Genomic DNA, 19774 nt, shown 5'->3' with positions numbered 1-19774 from the left:
ACCCGGGAAGCCTTTGCAATGGTGCGCTGGCGTGGCCGGCACAGGCTGTACCGACCACGGTACAAAGTGTCACCCAGCGCGTGCCAGCGCTGGCACAACGACTGGCCTTCACGCTCGCAGCACTGGGCCAAACCCTTGATCTACATGGCCTGGCAGGCGCTGGCCCGACCTTTGCTCTACGCTTGATAACTCCCTAACAAACATAACTAACCAGGAGAGACACCATGCGTTACGCACATCCCGGTACCGACGGCGCCAAGGTCAACTTCAAGCGTCAGTACGGCAACTTCATCGGTGGCGAGTTCGTAGCTCCGGTCAAAGGTCAATATTTCGAAAACACTTCGCCGGTCAACGGCAAGCTGATCGCTGAATTCCCGCGCTCGACTGCCGAAGACATCGACAAAGCGCTGGACGCCGCACACGCTGCTGCCGATGCCTGGGGCCGCACTTCGGTACAGGATCGCTCCAACGTGCTGCTGAAGATTGCCGACCGTATCGAGCAGAACCTCGAGCTGCTGGCCATCACCGAAACCTGGGACAACGGCAAGCCGATCCGCGAAACCCTCAACGCTGACATCCCGCTGGCGGTCGACCACTTCCGCTACTTCGCGGGCTGCATTCGTGCTCAGGAAGGCGGCGCTGCCGAAATCAATGAAAACACCGTGGCCTATCACATCCACGAACCGCTGGGCGTGGTCGGCCAGATCATCCCGTGGAACTTCCCGATCCTGATGGCCGCGTGGAAGCTCGCCCCGGCCCTGGCTGCCGGCAACTGCGTGGTGCTCAAGCCCGCCGAGCAAACCCCGCTGGGCATCACCGTGCTGGTCGAACTGATCGGCGACCTGCTGCCACCTGGCGTGCTCAACGTGGTGCAGGGCTATGGCCGTGAGGCCGGCGAAGCGCTGGCGACCAGCAAACGCATTGCCAAGATCGCCTTCACCGGCTCGACCCCGGTGGGTTCGCACATCATGAAGTGCGCTGCCGAGAACATCATCCCGTCCACCGTCGAATTGGGCGGCAAGTCGCCGAACATCTACTTCGAAGACGTCATGCAGGCCGAGCCGAGCTTTATCGACAAGGCCGCCGAGGGCATGGTGCTGGCGTTCTTCAACCAAGGCGAAGTGTGCACCTGCCCATCGCGGGCGCTGGTCCAGGAGTCGATCTATCCGCAGTTCATGGAAGCGGTGCTGAACAAGGTCAAGCAGATCAAGCGTGGCGACCCGCTGGACACCGAGACCATGATCGGCGCCCAGGCCTCGCAACAGCAGTTCGAGAAGATTCTCTCCTACCTGGACATCGCCCAGGCCGAAGGCGCCGAGCTGCTCAGCGGCGGCAAGGTGGAAAAACTCGAAGGCGCCCTGGCCACCGGCTATTACATCCAGCCGACCCTGCTCAAGGGCAACAACAAGATGCGCGTGTTCCAGGAAGAAATCTTCGGCCCGGTGGTCAGCGTCACCACCTTCAAGGACGAAGCTGAAGCGCTGGCGATTGCCAACGACACCGAGTTCGGCCTCGGCGCCGGGGTCTGGACCCGCGACATCAACCGCGCCTACCGCATGGGCCGTGGCATCAAAGCCGGCCGGGTGTGGACCAACTGCTATCACCTGTACCCGGCGCACGCCGCGTTTGGTGGCTACAAAAAGTCCGGGGTTGGCCGCGAAACGCACAAGATGATGCTCGATCATTATCAGCAGACCAAGAACCTGCTGGTGAGCTACGACATCAATCCGCTGGGCTTCTTCTAGGCTTGACCGCGCCGGAGGCTGCCCTGCAGCCTCCACGCCGCTTCCGCCACACCTCAGCGCCAGCGCAGCAACCGCTCTGGCGCGCTTCATGCAAGACAAATCACCAAGTGGCCGCACTCCCTTCGGCCCCCAAAAAAAATAACTGGTGAATCCAATGCCAAGCGATCATCCCGCCGGTACGCCGGCTACTTCTTCCGTCGATTTCGAAAAGGTCGGCTCCGACTATTTCCAGCAACGCGAACTGAAAAAAGGCGCCGCCGGCTGGGTCCTGCTGGTCGGTCTCGGGGTCGCCTACGTGATCTCCGGTGACTACGCCGGCTGGAACTTTGGCCTGGCCCAAGGCGGCTGGGGCGGCATGTTCCTCGCCACCTTGCTGATGGCGACGATGTACCTGTGCATGTGCTTCTCGCTGGCCGAACTGTCGTCGATGATCCCTACCGCCGGCGGTGGCTACGGCTTTGCCCGCAGTGCGTTCGGCCCGTGGGGCGGTTTTCTCACCGGCACCGCGATCCTGATCGAGTACGCCATTGCGCCCGCGGCGATTGCGGTGTTTATCGGCGCCTACTGCGAGTCGCTGTTCGGCATTGGCGGCTGGATGATCTACCTGGCCTTCTACATCATCTTTATCGGCATCCACATCTTTGGGGTCGGCGAGGCATTGAAGCTGATGTTCATCATCACCGCGGTGGCGGCGATTGCCCTGGTGGTGTTCCTGCTCGGCATGGTGCCCCATTTTGATGCAGCCAACCTGTTCGACATTGCCCCGACCAATGCCGCCGGCGCCAGCAGCTTCCTGCCGTTTGGTTATCTCGGTGTGTGGGCGGCAATTCCCTATGCGATCTGGTTCTTCCTCGCGGTCGAAGGCGTGCCGCTGGCTGCCGAAGAAACCAAGAACCCGAAACGTGACCTGCCGCGTGGCCTGATCGGCGCGATGCTGGTGCTGCTGGCGTTTGCCCTGCTGATTCTGGTGATCGGCCCGGGCGGTGCAGGCTCGGAAGCGCTGAAAGCCTCGGGCAACCCGCTGGTTGAAGCCCTGTCGAAAGCCTACGGTGGCTCGACCTGGATGGGCGGCTTCGTCAACCTGGTCGGCCTGGCCGGTTTGATCGCCAGCTTCTTCTCGATCATCTATGCCTACTCCCGGCAGATCTTCGCCCTGTCGCGCGCCGGCTACCTGCCGCGCAAGCTGTCGCAGACCAACAAGAGCAAGGCGCCGGTACTGGCCCTGATCATTCCGGGCATCATCGGCTTCGCGCTGTCGCTGACCGGCCAAGGTGATTTGCTGATTCTGGTCGCGGTTTTCGGCGCGACCCTGTCGTATGTATTGATGATGGCGGCGCACATCACCCTGCGTATCCGCCGGCCGAAAATGGACCGCCCGTACCGCACCCCAGGCGGCATCTTCACCTCGGGCGTGGCACTGGTGTTGGCCTGCGTGGCGGTGATTGCCGGGTTCCTGGTCGATCCGCGAGTGGTAATTGGCGCTGCGGTGATCTATGCAGTATTGATCGCCTACTTTGCGTTCTACAGCCGTCACCACCTGGTAGCGGGCACACCGGAAGAAGAGTTCGCTGCGATCCAGAAGGCCGAAGAGGCCTTGCACTGATTGCCGCTATGCGCCGCAGGCCCTGCCTGCGGCGCTCTGGAGAGTCTGTATGGCAAGTTTCGTACACACGGTAGGCCATCTGGTCTACCGCTTCGACAGTCTCAAGGAAGTCATGGCCAAGGCCAGCCCGGCCCGCTCCGGTGACTTCCTCGCCGGGGTCGCCGCCGAAAATGACGGCGAACGCGTCGCCGCGCAGATGGCCCTGGCCAATATCCCCCTCACGCACTTTTTAAGCGAAGCGCTGATCCCCTACGAAGAGGACGAAGTTACCCGACTGATCATCGACAGCCACGACGCTGAGGCCTTCGCCCCGGTCAGCCACCTGACCGTCGGCGGCCTGCGCGACTGGCTGCTCGGCGAGCAGGCCAATGAAGACAGCCTGCGCGCCCTCGCCCCTGGCCTGACCCCGGAAATGGCCGCGGCGGTGTCGAAGATCATGCGTGTGCAGGACTTGATCCTGGTCGCGCAGAAGATCCGCGTAGTCACGCAGTTTCGCGGCACCATGGGTTTGCGCGGACGCCTGTCGACCCGCCTGCAGCCCAATCATCCGACCGATGAGCCAGCCGGGATCGCCGCGAGCATTCTCGACGGCCTGCTGTACGGCAACGGCGATGCGATGATCGGCATCAACCCGGCCACCGACAGCATCTCGTCGATCTGCGCCATGCTGGAAATGCTCGATGCGATCATCCAGCGCTACCAGATCCCGACCCAGGCCTGCGTGCTGACCCACGTCACCACCTCGATCGAGGCGATCAACCGCGGCGTACCGCTGGACCTGGTGTTCCAGTCGATCGCCGGCAGCGAAGCGGCCAACGCCAGCTTTGGCATCAACCTCAATGTCTTGCAGGAAGGCTATGAAGCCGGCCTGTCGCTCAAGCGTGGCACCGTCGGGCAGAACCTGATGTACTTCGAGACCGGCCAGGGCAGCGCGCTGTCGGCCAACGCCCACCATGGCGTCGACCAGCAGACCTGCGAAACCCGCGCCTACGCCGTGGCGCGCCACTTCAAGCCGTTTCTGGTCAATACCGTGGTCGGTTTCATCGGCCCGGAGTACTTGTACAACGGCAAGCAGATCATCCGCGCCGGCCTCGAAGACCACTTCTGCGGCAAGCTGCTCGGTGTGCCGATGGGTTGCGACATCTGCTACACCAACCACGCCGAAGCCGATCAGGACGACATGGACACCCTGTTGACCCTGCTGGGGGTAGCCGGGATCAACTTCATCATGGGCATCCCCGGTTCCGACGACATCATGCTCAACTACCAGACCACCTCGTTCCACGACGCCCTCTACGCGCGCCAGACCCTTGGCCTCAAGCCCGGGCCGGAATTCGAAGCCTGGCTGGAGCGCACCGGCATCTTCACCCAGGGCGATGGCCGCATTCGCTTTGGCGACAACCTGCCGCCCGCTTTCCGCCAGGCCTTGGCGCAGCTCGCATAGGGATGACCATGGATCAGCACACACCAACCACCGACAACCCCTGGCTGGCCCTGCGCAGCCTGACTCCGGCGCGCATCGCCCTGGGCCGCAGCGGCATCAGCCTGCCGACCAGCGCCCAGCTGGATTTCCAGTTCGCCCACGCCCAGGCCCGCGATGCCGTGCACCTGCCGTTCGACCACGCCGGGCTGCGCAGTCAGCTCAGCGACCGCGGCCGCGAAAGCCTGCTGCTGCACAGCGCCGCCAGTGATCGCGACCAGTACCTGCAGCGCCCTGACCTGGGTCGACGGTTGAATGAAGCCTCGGTCGAACAACTGCGCGAGCACGTAAAGGCAAACCCCGGCGGGGTCGATCTGGCTATCGTCGTGGCCGATGGCCTTTCTGCGCTGGCGGTGCATCGGCATACCCTGCCGTTTCTCAGCCGCTTTGAAGAGCAGGCCGCAGCCGATGGCTGGACCAGCGCACCGGTGGTGCTGGTCGAACAAGGCCGCGTCGCGATCGCCGACGAGGTCGGCCAGCTACTCGGTGCACGCATGACGGTCATGCTGATCGGCGAACGACCGGGGCTGAGCTCGCCCGACAGCCTGGGCCTGTACTTCACCTTCGCGCCCAAGGTCGGCCTGACCGATGCTTATCGCAACTGCATCTCCAACGTGCGTTTAGAGGGGTTGAGCTACGGCATGGCCGCGCATCGCCTGCTGTATCTGATGCGCGAAGCGTGTCGGCGCCAGCTGTCGGGCGTGAACCTCAAAGACGAAGCCGAGGTACTGAGCCTCGACTCGTCAGACCCCAGCGCAAAACGCGGTAACTTTTTGCTCGGCGAACAGTAGTTATCACTGCTGGCGGCTGGATTGCGCTTCGCGCCTGCTTTGGGGCAGCATGGGCGCGAACGTTGTCGGCAATCTGTCGTTTGCCTAAATGGACTCTGAGGGCCGTACATGCGCATCATCAAGGCAACCCTGGCACATCTCGACCTGCTCAACCCATTGTTCGTCAAATACCGCGAGTACTACGGGCAACTGCCCTACCCGGACAGCTCACGCAGCTTTCTCGAAAAGCGCCTGCGGCTGGAGGAGTCGGTGATCTATCTGGCCTTCGCCGATGACGATGTCGACGACAGCAAGCTGCTGGGCTTCTGCCAGCTGTATCCAAGCTTCTCGTCGCTGTCGCTGAAACGGGTGTGGATCCTCAATGACATTTATGTCGCCGAAGACGCCCGGCGCATGCTGGTGGCCGACCACCTGATGCGTGAAGCAAAGAAGATGGCCAAAGAAACCAACGCCGTGCGCATGCGCGTATCGACCAGCACCGACAATCAGGTCGCCATGAAAACCTATGAGTCTATGGGCTTTCGCGAGGACACCGAGTTCAAGAACTACACCCTGCCGATCAACTCGGATTGATCGCGCTGTGGCAGCGGCGTACAGCCGCTGCCACAGGCTCCAGCGCCACGGCCTTTGCCGCCGGCCGGTAATCCGCCGCTACAATCTCCCCGGGCACGATCCCAGCTTGTCCGTATAATCCCTTTTTTACATGTGTGAAAGTTTACCTACGCTCACACATGCGTAGCCGATTTCCGTCTTTGCGCGCCCGTTGTCGCGGGTCAAGAACACAGGTGCTGTACATGGATTTCAACCCGCTTGACCTTATCCTGCATCTCGATGCCTACCTTGATTTGCTGGTGAACAACTACGGCCCGTGGATCTACGCCATTCTCTTCGCGGTGATCTTCTGCGAAACCGGGCTGGTGGTTATGCCATTCCTGCCGGGCGACTCGCTGCTGTTCATTGCCGGTGCAGTGGCGGCCGGTGGTGGCATGGATCCGGTGCTGCTGGCCGGCCTGTTGATGGCCGCAGCGATCCTCGGCGACAGCACCAACTACGTGATAGGCCGCACGGCCGGTGAACGCTTGTTCAACAAGCCCAACTCGAAGATCTTCCGCCGCGACTACCTGCAGCGGACCCATGATTTCTACGACAAACATGGTGGCAAGACCGTGACCCTGGCGCGCTTCCTGCCAATCCTGCGCACCTTTGCGCCGTTTGTCGCCGGCATTGCCCACATGCACTACCCGCGTTTCCTGACTTTCAGCGTGGCCGGTTCGCTGCTCTGGGTCGGCGGCCTGGTCACCCTGGGCTACTTCTTCGGCAACGTGCCGTTCATCAAGCAGCACCTGTCGCTGATGGTGGTAATGATCATCGTCCTGTCGCTGGTGCCGATGCTGCTCGGCCTGCTGCGTGGCCGCTTCGGTCGCGCGGCCAAGGCGCACTGATCGGCACATGTGGTCGTTACGCGCCTGGCGGCGCCGGCGCACCCTGGCGCGCTACCCAATCGATGCGCAGTTGTGGCAGGCCGTGCGCCAGCGCCTGCCGGTGCTCGATGGCATAACCGCCGAGGAAGACTGCTGGCTGCGTGAGGCCTGCGTGCTGTTTCTGCATGCCAAACACCTGACCTGCCTGCCCGGGGTCGAACTGGATGACGAGCAGCGCCTGCTGCTCGCTGCCCAGGCGCAACTGCCGTTGCTGCACCTGGGCGATCTTGACTGGTATCAGGGTTTTCACGAGATCATCCTCTACCCCGACGACTTCAAAAGCCCCCAGCGCCACCGCGATGCCAGCGGCGTCGAGCACGTCTATGACGGCGAGCACAGCGGCGAAGCCTGGCAACAGGGGCCGGTCATTCTGGCAATGGACGGGGTACTCGCCGGTGGCGGCTGGGAGGCCTACAACCTGGTGATCCACGAGCTGGCGCACAAACTCGACATGCTCAATGGCGACGCCAACGGCCTGCCGCCGCTGCACCACGGCATGCACGTCGGCGACTGGTCGGCTGCAATGCAGAGCGCCTACGACGACCTCAACCGTCAGCTTGATGCCAAGCCGGATGCCGAGACCGCAATTGACCCTTATGCCGCGGAGAATCCTGGTGAGTTTTTCGCCGTCACCAGCGAATACTTCTTTAGTGGGCCTGACCTGCTACAACAGGCGTATCCGCAGGTCTATCAGCAATTGGTCCAGTTCTACCGGCAGGACCCGCTGGCCCGCCTGACCCGGCTTCAGGCCGAAGATCCGCTGTATTGCGCCGGTCAGCCCTGAGCTGGCCACACATCAGGCAGGGCGTGGCGTGCACTGGCGGAATATGCCTATAATCGCCGCCAATTTTCTGAACAGACACGGGGGCCCTGCCCAATGAGCTACAGCAAGATTCCGGCTGGCAAAGACCTGCCGAACGACATCTACGTCGCCATCGAAATCCCGGCTAACCACGCCCCGATCAAATACGAGATCGACAAGGACAGCGACACCCTGTTCGTCGACCGTTTCATGGCCACCCCGATGTTCTACCCGGCCAACTATGGCTTCATCCCCAACACCCTGGCCGACGACGGTGATCCGCTCGACGTGCTGGTCGTGACGCCGTACCCGGTAGCGCCAGGCTCGGTCATCCGCGCCCGCCCGGTCGGCGTGCTGAACATGACCGACGATGGCGGCGGCGACGCCAAGGTCATCGCTGTCCCGCACGACAAGCTGTCGCAGCTGTACGTCGACGTCAAAGAGTACACCGACCTGCCAGCGCTGCTGATCCAGCAGATCGAGCACTTCTTCGCGAACTACAAAGATCTCGAGAAGGGCAAATGGGTCAAGATCGAAGGCTGGGCCGGCGCCGACGCCGCCCGTGAAGCGATCACCAAATCGGTTGCTGCCTACAAGGGCTGAGCCGAACAAGTCTGAGCGGTGATGCCGTTCAGACCATATGTCTAGGGGCGCTCTGCGCCCCTTTTCATGCCTACTCTTCCCTGCTGCAGATTCCCTCGCCCAAAATCCGTCCTAGGATCCTTCCTACAAACCCTCTGTTTTCCCACAACAAAATCAAACCCTCAGTTCATTTTCCTGCCGTCCTGCCCCCGTTAAACTTCGCCCATGACGACATCCGGCGACCGCCTCAAGGCACTCCTGCAAGAATGCGACCTGACCCCTTCCGATTTCGCCGCCCAGCGTTGCGTTACCCCCCAGCACGTCAACAATTGGTTCAAACGCGGTGTGCCTCTGGCACGCATGGACGAAATGGCCGATCTGTTCTGCGTGCACCGGCGCTGGCTGATGAACGGCGTAGGGCCCAAATACCACAGCGCCATCCTGCGCCAGAGCGGCGTCTGCGCCGAGGCAGTGCACCAACCCACCTCGCTGCTCGACCTGGACGGCCGGCTGCTGCGGATCTCCCTGTACCGGCTGCACGGCAACCAGCTGTCACCTGACATGCAGGGACACCTGACCCTGCCGGCACAATCCCTGGAAACCCTTGGCGTGCTCCCTCAGCAAGCGATCTGCATGCTCATGCCCGCCGGTAACATGGCGCCGATGATCCCGCAGGACGCGATCATTGCCATCGACCGCGGCAGCACGCATGTAGTCGACGGCCAGACCTACGCCCTGCTGCACAGCGGCCAGCTCAAGGTGCACAGTCTCAGCCTCGACCACGACGACACCCTATGCCTGCACAGCCACGACCAGCGCAACTACGCGGTCGAGCGCTACACCTTCGCGCAACGTCAGGAGCAAGGGCTGGAAATCATCGGCTGGGTATTCCACTGGTCATATTTCAACCAGCGGGGCAGTTTCTGAAATAACTCGTGCCATTTTTTGCTGGGCATCGGCTGCCGGCCCTAGTATGCTTCGGCCCACATTACGCCCCACACCGGCCCAGGCCGCGTTGCAGAGGGCTCGGCGACGCCTGACACAGCCGTCTGCCTTCTTTTCATGGCCCTTGAGGTCATACCGTTTAAGGCGGTTGCGGCTTACCAAAAATGAGCCAAGATCGTCCCCGAGAAGCCGGCCACAAGCCGGCTTTTTAATGCCCGCAATTCACCCGCCCTCCCGCAGGTAGCCCATGATGAAAATCGTCCCGCTGCTGATTACCCTCCTGTTCGGCCCCGTCGTCATTGGCCAGACGCTTGCAGCGCCACCTGCCCGCGAGCAGGCGGTCGATTCGAACCGGCTGCAAAACGACAGTCAGGCCTATCGCTTCAGCACCTTGAGGCTGGACTCCGACGATGGCAAGCGCCACTACCAATTGTGGGTCGGCCACCCCAACAGCCCGGCCCCGGCTGCCGGCTACCCGGTGCTGTGGATGCTCGACGGCAATGCAGCGATGGCTGTGCTGCAACCGGGGCTGTTGGAGAAACTCGCCAACGGGCAAGCCCCACTGCTGGTAGCCGTGGGTTATCAGGGTGAGCAACGCATTGACCGAAACGCGCGCAGCTTCGATTACACGCCTAATATTGCAGGCCAGGCCGAACAGCTCGACCCGCTGACAGGTCTGCCCAGCGGTGGTGTCGACGCGTTTCTGGACCTGCTCAGCCAGCGCATGCGCCCGCTGGTCGCCAGCGTCGCGCCAATCGACACCAACCGGCAGACGCTGTGGGGCCACTCCTACGGCGGCCTTGCGGTCCTGCATGCGCTGTTTACCCGCCCAGGCGAGTTCAGCCAATACGCAGCCGCCAGCCCCTCGCTGTGGTGGCATGACGGTGCGATTGGGCGTGAAGCGCATGGCCTGCAGCAGCGTCTTGGTCAGGCTCGACCGTCCCTGCTGTTGATGCGTGGCACAGCCGAACCAGCCAGCCCGCGCGGACAGCAGCAGGCGGATGCCGAGCGGCCGATGCGTGAGCTGGCGACCGAGCTTGGCCAGGTAAACGGCCTGCACGTCTCTTACCAACGCTTCGATGACCTGAGCCACGGAGCAATGCTGCCTGCATCGCTCGCGCATCTGCTGGAAACGCTTTCAAAGTAACCAGCAGGCGGTGTGCTGCGTTATGGATGGACGTACTTGAGCACATACATGGACAAGGCGCGGAACACCTCAGCCGGAATCGCGGGCATCAGCGGGTGGGCTTTGGCCAATGTAGCGCAACACTTCTGAACCATTTTCTGGCGCACCTCTTCGCTTATCAGCCCAGCGTGAACGACTTGCGCATACTGCAGATAAGCGCATGGGGAGTTGGCCTGAGCATTGCGCAGGATGCCAAACTTAACACCCAGATGTGGCACCTGAGCGAACGGCTGGCCCTTGAAGTCCGCCTGCGGCGTGAGCTCTGCATAGTTGTCGCAGGTACTGTGGCAGAGCACTTGGCGCTCCATGTTGGTCGGCAGGTCGCGCTGGTAGAGCGTGATTTCCGAGCCGGGCACTTGAGTGCAGGCATTCTCGAAGGCATCCAGAATCGCCTTGGCGTTGAACTGCGCCTCCTCGATCTGGGTCAATGACACCACTCGTTCAAGCTCGCTGCTTTCGATGCTTTTGACCACTCGATCAAGCGTTGCCCAATGGCTGAGTTCCTTCTGGCAGGCGATCATATGGACCTCGAAACGGTAGCCCGCTGCGGTTGCCGCCGGCGGGAACTTGGCGAATTCGATGTTATCCAGCGCCGACTCCATGATGATGTTGTACTTGTTGGCAAAGGCGTGGGCGAACACCTTGCCGCCCAACGCCCATATGAACGTTTCTGTGTGCTCATACACGTGGAGCACACCCTGCGCCTGCATCTGGGCGTAGCTGGGGTGCAACTCGCGAAACGCTGGCAGGTACAGGCGTACGTAGTTCTGGTAACGCTCACTGGGTAGCAGGTTTTTTTCCAGCAGGTAGGTTTTGCCCGAGCCCTGCGCACCGGCGACGATCAGTATTTTCGGGCTAGGCAACTGGTGGTCGTCAGGGTCGAAGTCACGTGTTACATCGAACAGCGTCGCACTGAGTTGATCGAATGCGTGCTGCACGTCGTCATCGCTGAATGGATATTGACTGGTCATGCGCGTGTGCTCCTGGAGGATCAGCCCTACGTCGGGCGGGTCGACAGGCTGCGGCACGCTCGCCTTGCCCAGGCGGTAGATAATTGCTACCGGCGCCTGCGGCGAAAGTCGCAGGCACCCGCTTGCCAGCCCGGTGCCTCGGTGCTGTATGCTGAGCCGGTCTTCAGGGCGGGGTGCAAGTCCCCACCGGCGGTAAATCGAAAGATGAGCCCGCGAGCGCCCCGACCCGGTCGGGGGACAGCAGATCTGGTGAGATTCCAGGGCCGACGGTCATAGTCCGGATGAAAGAAGGCGTTTGGCAGGGGCCATCAGGTGCCCCTGTGCACGCGTTTTGTTCGCCCCGAGACGTTCATCGATTTTTCACGAGGAGCGTTTCATGTCACCCAAGCACCAACAGCAATTCCCCAATGTTGCCGCCGCACTGGCTGCATTCCAGGCAGGCCGTCCGGTCCTGTTGCTCGACGACAATGACCGCGAGGACGAAGCGGACATCATTGCCGCCGCCGAAAACATCTCGCTGCAAACCATGGCCATGATGATCCGCGATTGCAGCGGTATCGTTTGCCTGTGCCTGGACGAAGCCACGGTCGACGCGCTCGAGCTGGCGCCGATGGTGAAGAACAACCAGGCCCGCCATGGCACCGGTTTCACCGTCACCATCGAAGCGGCCAAGGGCATCACCACCGGTGTTTCTGCGCATGATCGGATCACCACCATTCAGGCGGCGCTGAGCTCGAGTGCCGAGCAGCGCCATATCGTCAGCCCGGGCCATGTGTTCCCCCTGCGAGCGCGCAATGGCGGCGTGCTGACCCGCCGTGGTCACACCGAAGGCACGGTCGACCTGGCGCGCCTTGCCGGGCTGCGGCCGGCAGGCGTGCTGTGCGAACTGATGAACCCGGATGGCAGCATGGCCCGCGGCGAGCAGGTGGCCCTGTATGCCCGTGAAAACAGCATGCCGATGCTGACCATCGAGGAGTTGGCCCAGTACCGCGTGGCGCTGACCCAGATGGAAGCCGTCGCCGTCTGATCGCAACTGGCGCGAGGCGAGCTGTACATCCGGTTTGCCCTGCGCCAGCCTTGATGGCGCTAGCGCAAGCCTAGTGGCACTTTCAGAAACTGATACAAGCCCGCCGCACTCTTGCGATAGCCATCTGCGGTCAGGTGCACCAGATCACCCCGCGCCAGCCCCTGTGTCTGCCACGTTGCAATCGAGCACGGCCCACCCATGTAACCCTGCCAATCCCAGAACAACGCCTTGTGCTTCTGCGCCAGCTGGCGCTGGATGCGCACCACTGCGGCCAATGGCTGCGGCTGCCGTGCTGCACAGCTGCGCGCCTTGCGCTGCTTGATCGAGTCCGGCGGGCCGACCAGCAGGATCGCGCTGCGCGGCATGTCCTGTCGCAAGCGCGTCAGGGTGGCATCCAGTTGCGTCTGGTACAGCGCCAGATCGAGGGTGTCGTCAAACGCCTCGTTGGTGCCGTAGGCGAGGATCACCAGGTCGGGGCGCAGCGCCTTGAGGCTGTCTTGCCAACCTGGCTGCCACTTGTCGACCACCTCCAGGCGGGCGCCGTTGATACCCAACGCCGACAAGGTCACCCCGCTGTTCTTCTGCCCTTGGATGTACCAGCCACCGAGCAGTACGCCCTGGCTGGCCTGCAGGCTCATCTGCACGGGCAAGCCGAGGTTGGGGAAGGCCGGGCTCAGTTGCCACTTGCCGGCGGTGGCCGGGAGCATGCGCCGCTGCGTGCCATTGGCCACCAGCGTGCTGTTGCTGGCTGCCTGGTACAACGCAGAGATGCGATAGCGCTGGTGGTCATCCTCACGCGCCTTGAGGGTGACCACCGGCTGCGCCGCTTGCGGGATGGACAGGTAGCCACCCAACGGAAACTGGCTGCTCTGCTGGTTGCGCGCCGACACCAGCGTCCACTGCCGCGGCTCGCTGTTGATGATCACCCGGTCATGGCGGATTCCGGGCACGGCGGTGGCCGGCACCAGGCCAATGCCACCGTCACCGTAACGCGCCTGCAGCAACCGGCGCAGCTCGCCACTGAACAAGTCTGCAGCGGTATGCGAGTCGCCCAGCTGGACAATCGCCACCGGCGCTCGGCCGGCGTTGCGCAGCTTGCCCGCGAGCAGGCTGACGTTGCCGTCCCGGGTCGGGCTGGGGTTTTTTGCCTGTTTGACCGGCTGCGGCTGTGGCGGCGCGGTTACGCCAGCGCTGCAGCCTTGCATGCTGCTGATCAACAGGGCCAGGCCCAGCAAGTGAGGCCATGGGCGCATATCAGTGTCCTGTAACGGTCAGGCCAGTAAAGCTGATCAGCGACAGCACCTGTGCAGCGATCATTTTCTGGCCGGTAATGGTGAAGTGCACACCGTCGTCGTAGCGCACCTTGACCCGCTTGCCTTCCGGCGTTTGCACGGTGAAGGAGAACTGCTCGTCGGGGTAACCCAGAAACGGGTTGGCGGACACGAAGTGCTGGCCGAACAGCGCCGTCTGTTGTTGGTACAAGCCACTCAGGTAAGCCATTGCAGCAGACAGCCGCGGCTGGTTCATGTTCGGTGGCCCGACCCAGATTACCTGCACATTTCGCGCGCGGGCCTGCTCGAGGATAGCGTCGATCCGGGCACGGTAGGCCAGCTCCCATTCCGCTGACTTGAAGCGCAGGAACGGCTTGCCCTTGCCCTGCGGCATGTCCCATGGATCGTTGGGGCCGAGGAACACCACCATCAGGCGGATGTTCGGCTCCCGCGCCAGCGTGTCGGCGACGGTTTGCGGCCAGTTGAAAAAGCCCGGATAAGCCAGGCCGGTACTCTGCCGGCTGAGGTTGACGGTGTTGATTTGGTAACGCTTGCGCAGGCTGTTGGCCAGGTGAGGGGCGACCCCTTGCATCAACGAGTCACCGACCAGAAACACCTGGTCCCCGGCGGCCAGGACCACGCTGCTACCGGTTTGCGCCAATGGCACTGGCGCCTGCTGGATAACCGGCAGCGGTGCACTTGCGCCAGGCTCGGCCACCCTGTGCACGGGCTCGGGCCTGGCCGCAGGCAGCGGTTGTTCGAGATCGACTGTCACCACCGGCATGCTCGGCGCCAGCACGGTTGTGGCTGGCGCCGCGACCACCTGCTTGTCGCGCTCCAGGCTGGCGATGAAACTATCGCGCGCCGCGCCCAACGCTGCGGTCAGGCTGGCCCCGAAGCGCCAGGCCGGCGCTTGCCCAACCAGCGGCAGCTCGCAGCTCTGGTGATATTTTTGTTGGCAGTAGAGCTTGATCGAGTCCTGGTTGAGCCAGAACAAGATGCCCATCACCACCACGATCGCGTAAAGCGCCTTGGCCGCGTCCAGCTGCACGCGCAGCAATTGCCCTGAATTAGAAGCTGGCATAAATGAACCCCGGTACGCCCGACTGCGAGGCGAAGATGATCAACGACACGAACAGCGCCAACGGCACGGGGTACAACTGCCACGGCAGGCGTTGGCTGGCCGCCAGGCTGCGCTCGAGCAGCTTGAGCAACTGTGGATAAATGGCCAGATACAGCACGCAGGCAAGGATCAGCACGCCGCTGGGCGAGTTCAGCCCGGCCAGGCTGACATGGGCGATATCCGCCAGCATCTCCAGGGCGCCGTCGAGGGTCGGGCTGCGGAAGAAGATCCAGGCAAACGCCACGTAGTGGAAGGTCAGCAAGCGCGCCAGCAGGCCCGCTCCTGGCACGCGGGCAAAGCCAGGCGCCGATTGTGCGAACAGCTTGCAGATCGCCAGGCCAATGCCGTGCAGCGCGCCCCAGATGAGGAAGTTGGCGCTGGCGCCGTGCCACAAGCCGGACACCAGCATGGCCAGCAACATGTTCAGGTTGCCGCGCCAGGCGCCCTGGCGGTTGCCGCCGAGTGGGATATAGACATAGTCACGAATGAACCGCGACAGGCTGATATGCCAACGCCCCCAAAATTCCTTGAGATTGTGCGCAGCGTAGGGTGCTGCGAAGTTGTCCGGCAGGCGGAAGCCCAGCAGCAGGGCAATGCCGGTAACCAGATTGGTATAGCCGCTGAAGTTGAAGTAGATCAGCAGGCTGTAGCCATACACGCTCAGCAACACCTGCTCGGGGCTGGCACTGCCTGGAGTGTCGAACACCGGATCGACCCACTCGCTGCCAAGCCAGGCGCTGAGGAAGAACAGCTTGACCACCGCCATGGCGATTAGCCCCAGCGCCCGTTGCGGCTCCAGCACTTGACGCATCGCCTCGGGGCGAATCTGCGGCAGCATGTGCAGGGCTCGATTGACCGGGCCGGCTACCAGGCTTGGGAAAAACGCCAGATACAGGGCAAGGTCCAACGGCGCCGCCGTGCTCAGCTCGCGACGGTTGATCGAGACCAGGTAACTGACCGAGTGAAAGGCATAAAACGACAGCCCGATCGGCACCAGCAGCTCGACGATGGGCAACGACACATCAAGGCCCAGCGCAGCCAGGGCGTTTTGTGCGCCGCTGACGAAGAACTCCTGATACTTGAATAGATAAAAGCACCCCAACACCAACGTCAGCAGCAAACCGCTGATGAACCAGCGCCCGGGATAGCGCGCCGCGAGCAGCCCGAGGGCGTACACCAGCACGCTGTAACCGAGCAGGATATACAGCGACTGCAGGCTGAAGCTGGCCACCAGGCCATAGCTCGCCGCCAACAGCAGTGCGTTGTGCAGACGCAGGCTCCAGCACAGGCTCCAGTAGAGCAGAAAGAACAACGCAAAGCAGAGGCCAAATTCGATCGAAAGGAAGCTCACAACGTAGTCCATTACGTGACGTGGAGAGAGGGGCGGTAAAGCACCGGAATAGAGCGCGCGGGATTATGTCAGAGGGACCAGAGGGGGACAATCGGACAAGTCTGTAAAACGCAAGATGAGGACGCCAAGGTAAATGCTACAAAATGCGACAGCATCTATTGCATGCCAGTAGGTCCGCTCACGCCCGTCCAATTTGCTCCACATGCCTGCCTCTGCTAGTGTCGCGCCGTTAAGATCGCCACCGAGACCGTCGCCATGGCCCGCAAAAAAACCTCCATCGATTTCGAGCAATCCCTCGCCGACCTGCAAACCCTGGTCGAGCGCCTGGAGAACGGTGAACTGTCGCTGGAAGAGTCGCTGGCCGCCTTCGAGCAAGGCATCGCCCTGACCCGCGACTGCCAGGGCGCGCTCGCCCAGGCCGAACAAAAAGTGCAGATTCTGCTCGAGCGCGACGGCGAACTTGCCGCGCAGCCTTTCGATGCCGAGCCCGAAGCATGATCAAAGCCTATCAGGCCAGCTGCCAGGCCCGCGTCGACGCCGCCCTCGAACCGCTGCTGCAAGCGCCTGCCGAACAATTGCAACGCCTGTATGCGGCCATGCGCTACAGCGTGATGAACGGTGGCAAGCGCGTGCGGCCATTGCTCGCCTATGCCGCCTGCGAAGCCTTCGGCACTCCGGCCGAGCAAGCCAACGGCGCAGCCTGTGCGGTCGAGCTGATCCACGCTTATTCGCTGGTTCATGATGACCTGCCGGCGATGGACGATGACGACCTGCGCCGCGGTCAGCCGACCACCCATAAGGCGTTTGACGAAGCCTGTGCGATTCTTGCCGGCGACGGTTTGCAGAGCCTGGCCTTCACCGCCCTGCTCGACCCGGGCCTGAGCCCGCAAGCCGACTCGATCCGCCTGGCCATGGTGCAAACCCTGGCCAACGCTGCCGGCCCTGCCGGCATGGTCGGCGGCCAGGCCATCGACCTCGGCTCGGTCGGGGTCAAGCTGGATCAGCAGGCGCTGGAATACATGCACCGGCACAAAACCGGTGCCTTGATCGAAGCCAGCGTGCGCCTTGGCGCCCTGGCCAGCGCCCGCGCCGATCAAGCGCAGCTGGATGCATTGCAGGTGTATGCACGCGCGGTTGGCCTGGCCTTCCAGGTGCAGGACGACATTCTCGATGTCGAGAGCGATACCGCGACCCTGGGCAAACGCCAGGGTGCTGACATAGCCCGTGACAAACCCACTTACCCAGCCCTGCTGGGGCTGGACGCGGCCAAAGCTTATGCCGGCGAACTGCGTGACCAGGCCTTGCGGGCGCTGAGCGGCTTTGGCGAGCACGCCGAACCCCTGCGTGCGCTGGCCCGCTATATCGTCGAGCGCCGCCACTGACAGTACTGGCAGTACCCGCTCGCGTTGCATTGGCAGCGCGGCGGCTGAACCTGTGTGAATGGGCAGTTTGCCGAACAATGGGGTAAACTGCCGGGTCTTCAAACCTATAACGACTCGCCTGATGCCCACGACGTTTCAAGAGATCCCCCGCGAACGCCCGGCCACTCCGCTGCTGGACCGCGCCGACACGCCTGCCGGCCTGCGCCGGCTGGCCGAAGCCGACCTGGAGAACCTGGCCGACGAGTTGCGCCAGGAGTTGCTCTATACCGTAGGCCAGACCGGCGGGCACTTTGGTGCCGGCCTCGGTGTGATCGAACTGACCGTAGCCCTGCACTACGTGTTCGATACCCCCGATGATCGTCTGGTCTGGGACGTCGGCCATCAGGCCTATCCGCACAAGATCCTCACCGGCCGTCGCCAGCGCATGCTCAGCCTGCGCCAGAAGGACGGCATCGCCGCCTTCCCGCGTCGCGCCGAGAGCGAGTACGACACCTTTGGCGTCGGCCATTCCAGTACCTCGATCAGCGCTGCGCTGGGCATGGCCATCGCCGCCCGCCTGCAAAACAGCGCGCGCAAGTCGATTGCGGTGATCGGTGACGGCGCACTGACCGCCGGCATGGCCTTCGAGGCGTTGAACCACGCCCAGGAAGTCAACGCCGACATGCTGGTGATCCTCAACGACAACGACATGTCGATCTCGCGTAACGTCGGTGGCTTGTCCAACTACCTGGCCAAGATCCTCTCCAGCCGCACCTATGCGAGCATGCGCGAAGGCAGCAAGAAGGTCCTCTCGCGCCTGCCCGGCGCCTGGGAAATCGCCCGCCGTACCGAAGAGTACGCCAAGGGCATGCTGGTTCCTGGCACCCTGTTCGAAGAGCTAGGCTGGAACTACATCGGCCCGATCGATGGCCACGACCTGCCGACCCTGATCGCCACCTTGCGCAACATGCGTGACCTCAAGGGCCCGCAGTTCCTGCACGTGGTGACCAAGAAGGGCAAGGGTTTCGCCCCGGCCGAGGTCGACCCGATCGTCTATCACGCCATCACCAAGCTCGAACCCGCCGACAAGCCAGTGGTGCCGCAGCAAGCCAGCGGGCCGAAGTACTCGGCAGTGTTCGGCCAGTGGCTGTGCGACATGGCAGCTGCCGACCAGCGACTGGTGGGTATCACCCCGGCGATGAAAGAAGGCTCCGACCTGGTTGCGTTCAGCGAGCGTTACCCCGAGCGCTATTTCGACGTAGCTATCGCCGAACAGCACGCGGTGACGCTGGCTGCCGGTATGGCCTGTGAAGGCGCCAAGCCGGTGGTGGCGATCTACTCGACGTTCCTCCAGCGTGGCTACGATCAGCTGATTCACGATGTGGCCGTGCAAAACCTCGATGTGTTGTTCGCCATCGACCGCGCCGGCTTGGTTGGCGAAGACGGCCCGACCCACGCTGGCGCTTACGACCTGTCGTACCTGCGCTGCATCCCCGGCATGCTGGTGATGACCCCGAGCGACGAGAACGAGCTGCGCAAGATGCTCAGCACCGGCTACCGTTATAACGGCCCGGCTGCCGTGCGTTACCCACGCGGGACCGGCCCGAACACGCCGATCAGTGCCGACCTCGAGCCCATCGAGATCGGTAAAGGCGTGGTTCGCCGCCAGGGCAAAAGCGTGGCCATGCTGGTGTTCGGCGTGCAACTGAGCGAAGCCCTGCAAGTGGCTGAAAAGCTCGATGCGACCGTGGTCGACATGCGTTTCGTCAAACCACTGGACGAGGCCCTGGTGCTGGAACTGGCGGCTAACCACGAGCTGCTGGTGACCATCGAAGAAAACGCCATCATGGGCGGCGCTGGCGCTGCGGTTGGCGAATTCCTCAGCCGCGAAGCGGTGCTCAAGCAATTGCTGCACCTGGGGCTGCCAGATACCTACGTCGAGCACGCTAAACCTGCGCAGATGCTGGCTGAATGTGGGCTGGACGCGGCTGGCATCGAAGCTTCGGTGAGGGCCCGGATGACCAAGCTCGGCTTGTGATTGTTGGGGCCGCTTTG

General features: G+C 62.8%; 18 protein-coding genes and 1 riboswitch. Of the genes, 14 read left to right on the top strand and 4 right to left on the bottom strand.

The annotated features are described in order from the left end of the window. Positions 1-224: 224 nt before the first annotated feature. From exaC to FW789_RS20855, 10 genes are all read left to right on the top strand, one after another. Positions 225-1745 carry an acetaldehyde dehydrogenase ExaC gene (gene exaC / locus FW789_RS20900; RefSeq protein WP_101322283.1) on the top strand — a complete coding sequence of 507 codons (1521 nt, stop codon included), beginning with the start codon at positions 225-227 and terminating at the stop codon, positions 1743-1745. Positions 1746-1899: 154 nt separating this feature from the next. Beyond that, positions 1900-3348: an ethanolamine permease gene (gene eat, locus FW789_RS20895; RefSeq protein ID WP_101322284.1), complete on the top strand. Its 1449-nt coding sequence runs from the start codon at positions 1900-1902 to the stop codon at positions 3346-3348. A 49-nt stretch (positions 3349-3397) separates the two neighbouring features. Further along, positions 3398-4792, top strand: a complete 1395-nt coding sequence (locus FW789_RS20890; protein WP_103435121.1) for an ethanolamine ammonia-lyase subunit EutB — start codon at positions 3398-3400, stop codon at positions 4790-4792. A gap of 8 nt (positions 4793-4800) precedes the next feature. Beyond that, on the top strand, positions 4801-5619 hold the full coding sequence (gene eutC / locus FW789_RS20885) for an ethanolamine ammonia-lyase subunit EutC (protein WP_186701542.1): 819 nt from the start codon (positions 4801-4803) through the stop codon (positions 5617-5619). A 108-nt stretch (positions 5620-5727) separates the two neighbouring features. Further along, positions 5728-6192 (top strand): GNAT family N-acetyltransferase, encoded by a 465-nt coding sequence (locus FW789_RS20880; RefSeq protein WP_101322286.1) that lies wholly within the window; start codon positions 5728-5730, stop codon positions 6190-6192. A 221-nt stretch (positions 6193-6413) separates the two neighbouring features. Continuing rightward, positions 6414-7061, top strand: a complete 648-nt coding sequence (locus FW789_RS20875; protein WP_103438659.1) for a DedA family protein — start codon at positions 6414-6416, stop codon at positions 7059-7061. A 7-nt stretch (positions 7062-7068) separates the two neighbouring features. Continuing rightward, the gene (locus FW789_RS20870; RefSeq protein ID WP_446431968.1) at positions 7069-7884 is read left to right on the top strand and encodes a M90 family metallopeptidase; all 816 of its coding nucleotides are present in this window, start codon (positions 7069-7071) and stop codon (positions 7882-7884) included. Between the two features lie 93 nt (positions 7885-7977). Further along, positions 7978-8505, top strand: coding sequence for an inorganic diphosphatase (gene ppa, locus FW789_RS20865; protein ID WP_101322289.1), 528 nt, complete (start codon positions 7978-7980; stop codon positions 8503-8505). Positions 8506-8709: 204 nt separating this feature from the next. Beyond that, positions 8710-9411 carry a LexA family transcriptional regulator gene (locus tag FW789_RS20860; RefSeq protein WP_103435123.1) on the top strand — a complete coding sequence of 234 codons (702 nt, stop codon included), beginning with the start codon at positions 8710-8712 and terminating at the stop codon, positions 9409-9411. Between the two features lie 268 nt (positions 9412-9679). Further along, entirely contained in the window at positions 9680-10576 is an 897-nt protein-coding gene (locus FW789_RS20855; protein ID WP_446431967.1) for an alpha/beta hydrolase, read from the top strand. Positions 10577-10596: 20 nt separating this feature from the next. Here the strand turns inward: FW789_RS20855 and FW789_RS20850 are convergent, their stop codons facing one another. After that, positions 10597-11586 (bottom strand): zeta toxin family protein, encoded by a 990-nt coding sequence (locus FW789_RS20850; protein ID WP_103435125.1) that lies wholly within the window; start codon positions 11584-11586, stop codon positions 10597-10599. Between the two features lie 155 nt (positions 11587-11741). Beyond that, positions 11742-11883: riboswitch (FMN riboswitch) on the top strand. A gap of 79 nt (positions 11884-11962) precedes the next feature. Between FW789_RS20850 and ribB the strand changes: the two genes are divergently transcribed. Then, complete coding sequence (gene ribB / locus FW789_RS20845; protein WP_446431966.1) at positions 11963-12613, top strand: 3,4-dihydroxy-2-butanone-4-phosphate synthase; 651 nt, start codon at positions 11963-11965, stop codon at positions 12611-12613. Between the two features lie 59 nt (positions 12614-12672). Here ribB and FW789_RS20840 read toward each other — a convergent pair whose 3' ends face one another. Genes FW789_RS20840 through FW789_RS20830 form a run of 3 tightly spaced genes read right to left on the bottom strand, consistent with a single transcriptional unit; the run spans position 12673 to position 16358 of the window. After that, positions 12673-13866, bottom strand: coding sequence for an SGNH/GDSL hydrolase family protein (locus tag FW789_RS20840; protein WP_207073842.1), 1194 nt, complete (start codon positions 13864-13866; stop codon positions 12673-12675). A 1-nt stretch (position 13867) separates the two neighbouring features. Beyond that, on the bottom strand, positions 13868-14968 hold the full coding sequence (locus FW789_RS20835; protein WP_103435128.1) for an SGNH/GDSL hydrolase family protein: 1101 nt from the start codon (positions 14966-14968) through the stop codon (positions 13868-13870). Continuing rightward, positions 14955-16358, bottom strand: coding sequence for an MBOAT family O-acyltransferase (locus tag FW789_RS20830; RefSeq protein WP_446431965.1), 1404 nt, complete (start codon positions 16356-16358; stop codon positions 14955-14957). Before FW789_RS20830 ends, FW789_RS20835 begins: the two co-directional genes overlap by 14 nt. Positions 16359-16613: 255 nt before the next feature. On the opposite strand from FW789_RS20830, the gene FW789_RS20825 reads away from it, so the two are divergent. From FW789_RS20825 to dxs, 3 genes are all read left to right on the top strand, one after another. Then, positions 16614-16856 carry an exodeoxyribonuclease VII small subunit gene (locus FW789_RS20825; RefSeq protein ID WP_101322296.1) on the top strand — a complete coding sequence of 81 codons (243 nt, stop codon included), beginning with the start codon at positions 16614-16616 and terminating at the stop codon, positions 16854-16856. Continuing rightward, positions 16853-17740, top strand: coding sequence for a (2E,6E)-farnesyl diphosphate synthase (gene ispA, locus FW789_RS20820; RefSeq protein WP_103435130.1), 888 nt, complete (start codon positions 16853-16855; stop codon positions 17738-17740). Before FW789_RS20825 ends, ispA begins: the two co-directional genes overlap by 4 nt. A 121-nt stretch (positions 17741-17861) precedes the next feature. Further along, entirely contained in the window at positions 17862-19757 is a 1896-nt protein-coding gene (gene dxs, locus FW789_RS20815; RefSeq protein WP_207073843.1) for a 1-deoxy-D-xylulose-5-phosphate synthase, read from the top strand. The last annotated feature ends 17 nt before the right edge of the window (positions 19758-19774 follow it).

Source organism: Pseudomonas sp. 1121_17, from assembly GCF_052850745.1.
This window is presented reverse-complemented; position numbering and strand designations above follow the sequence as displayed.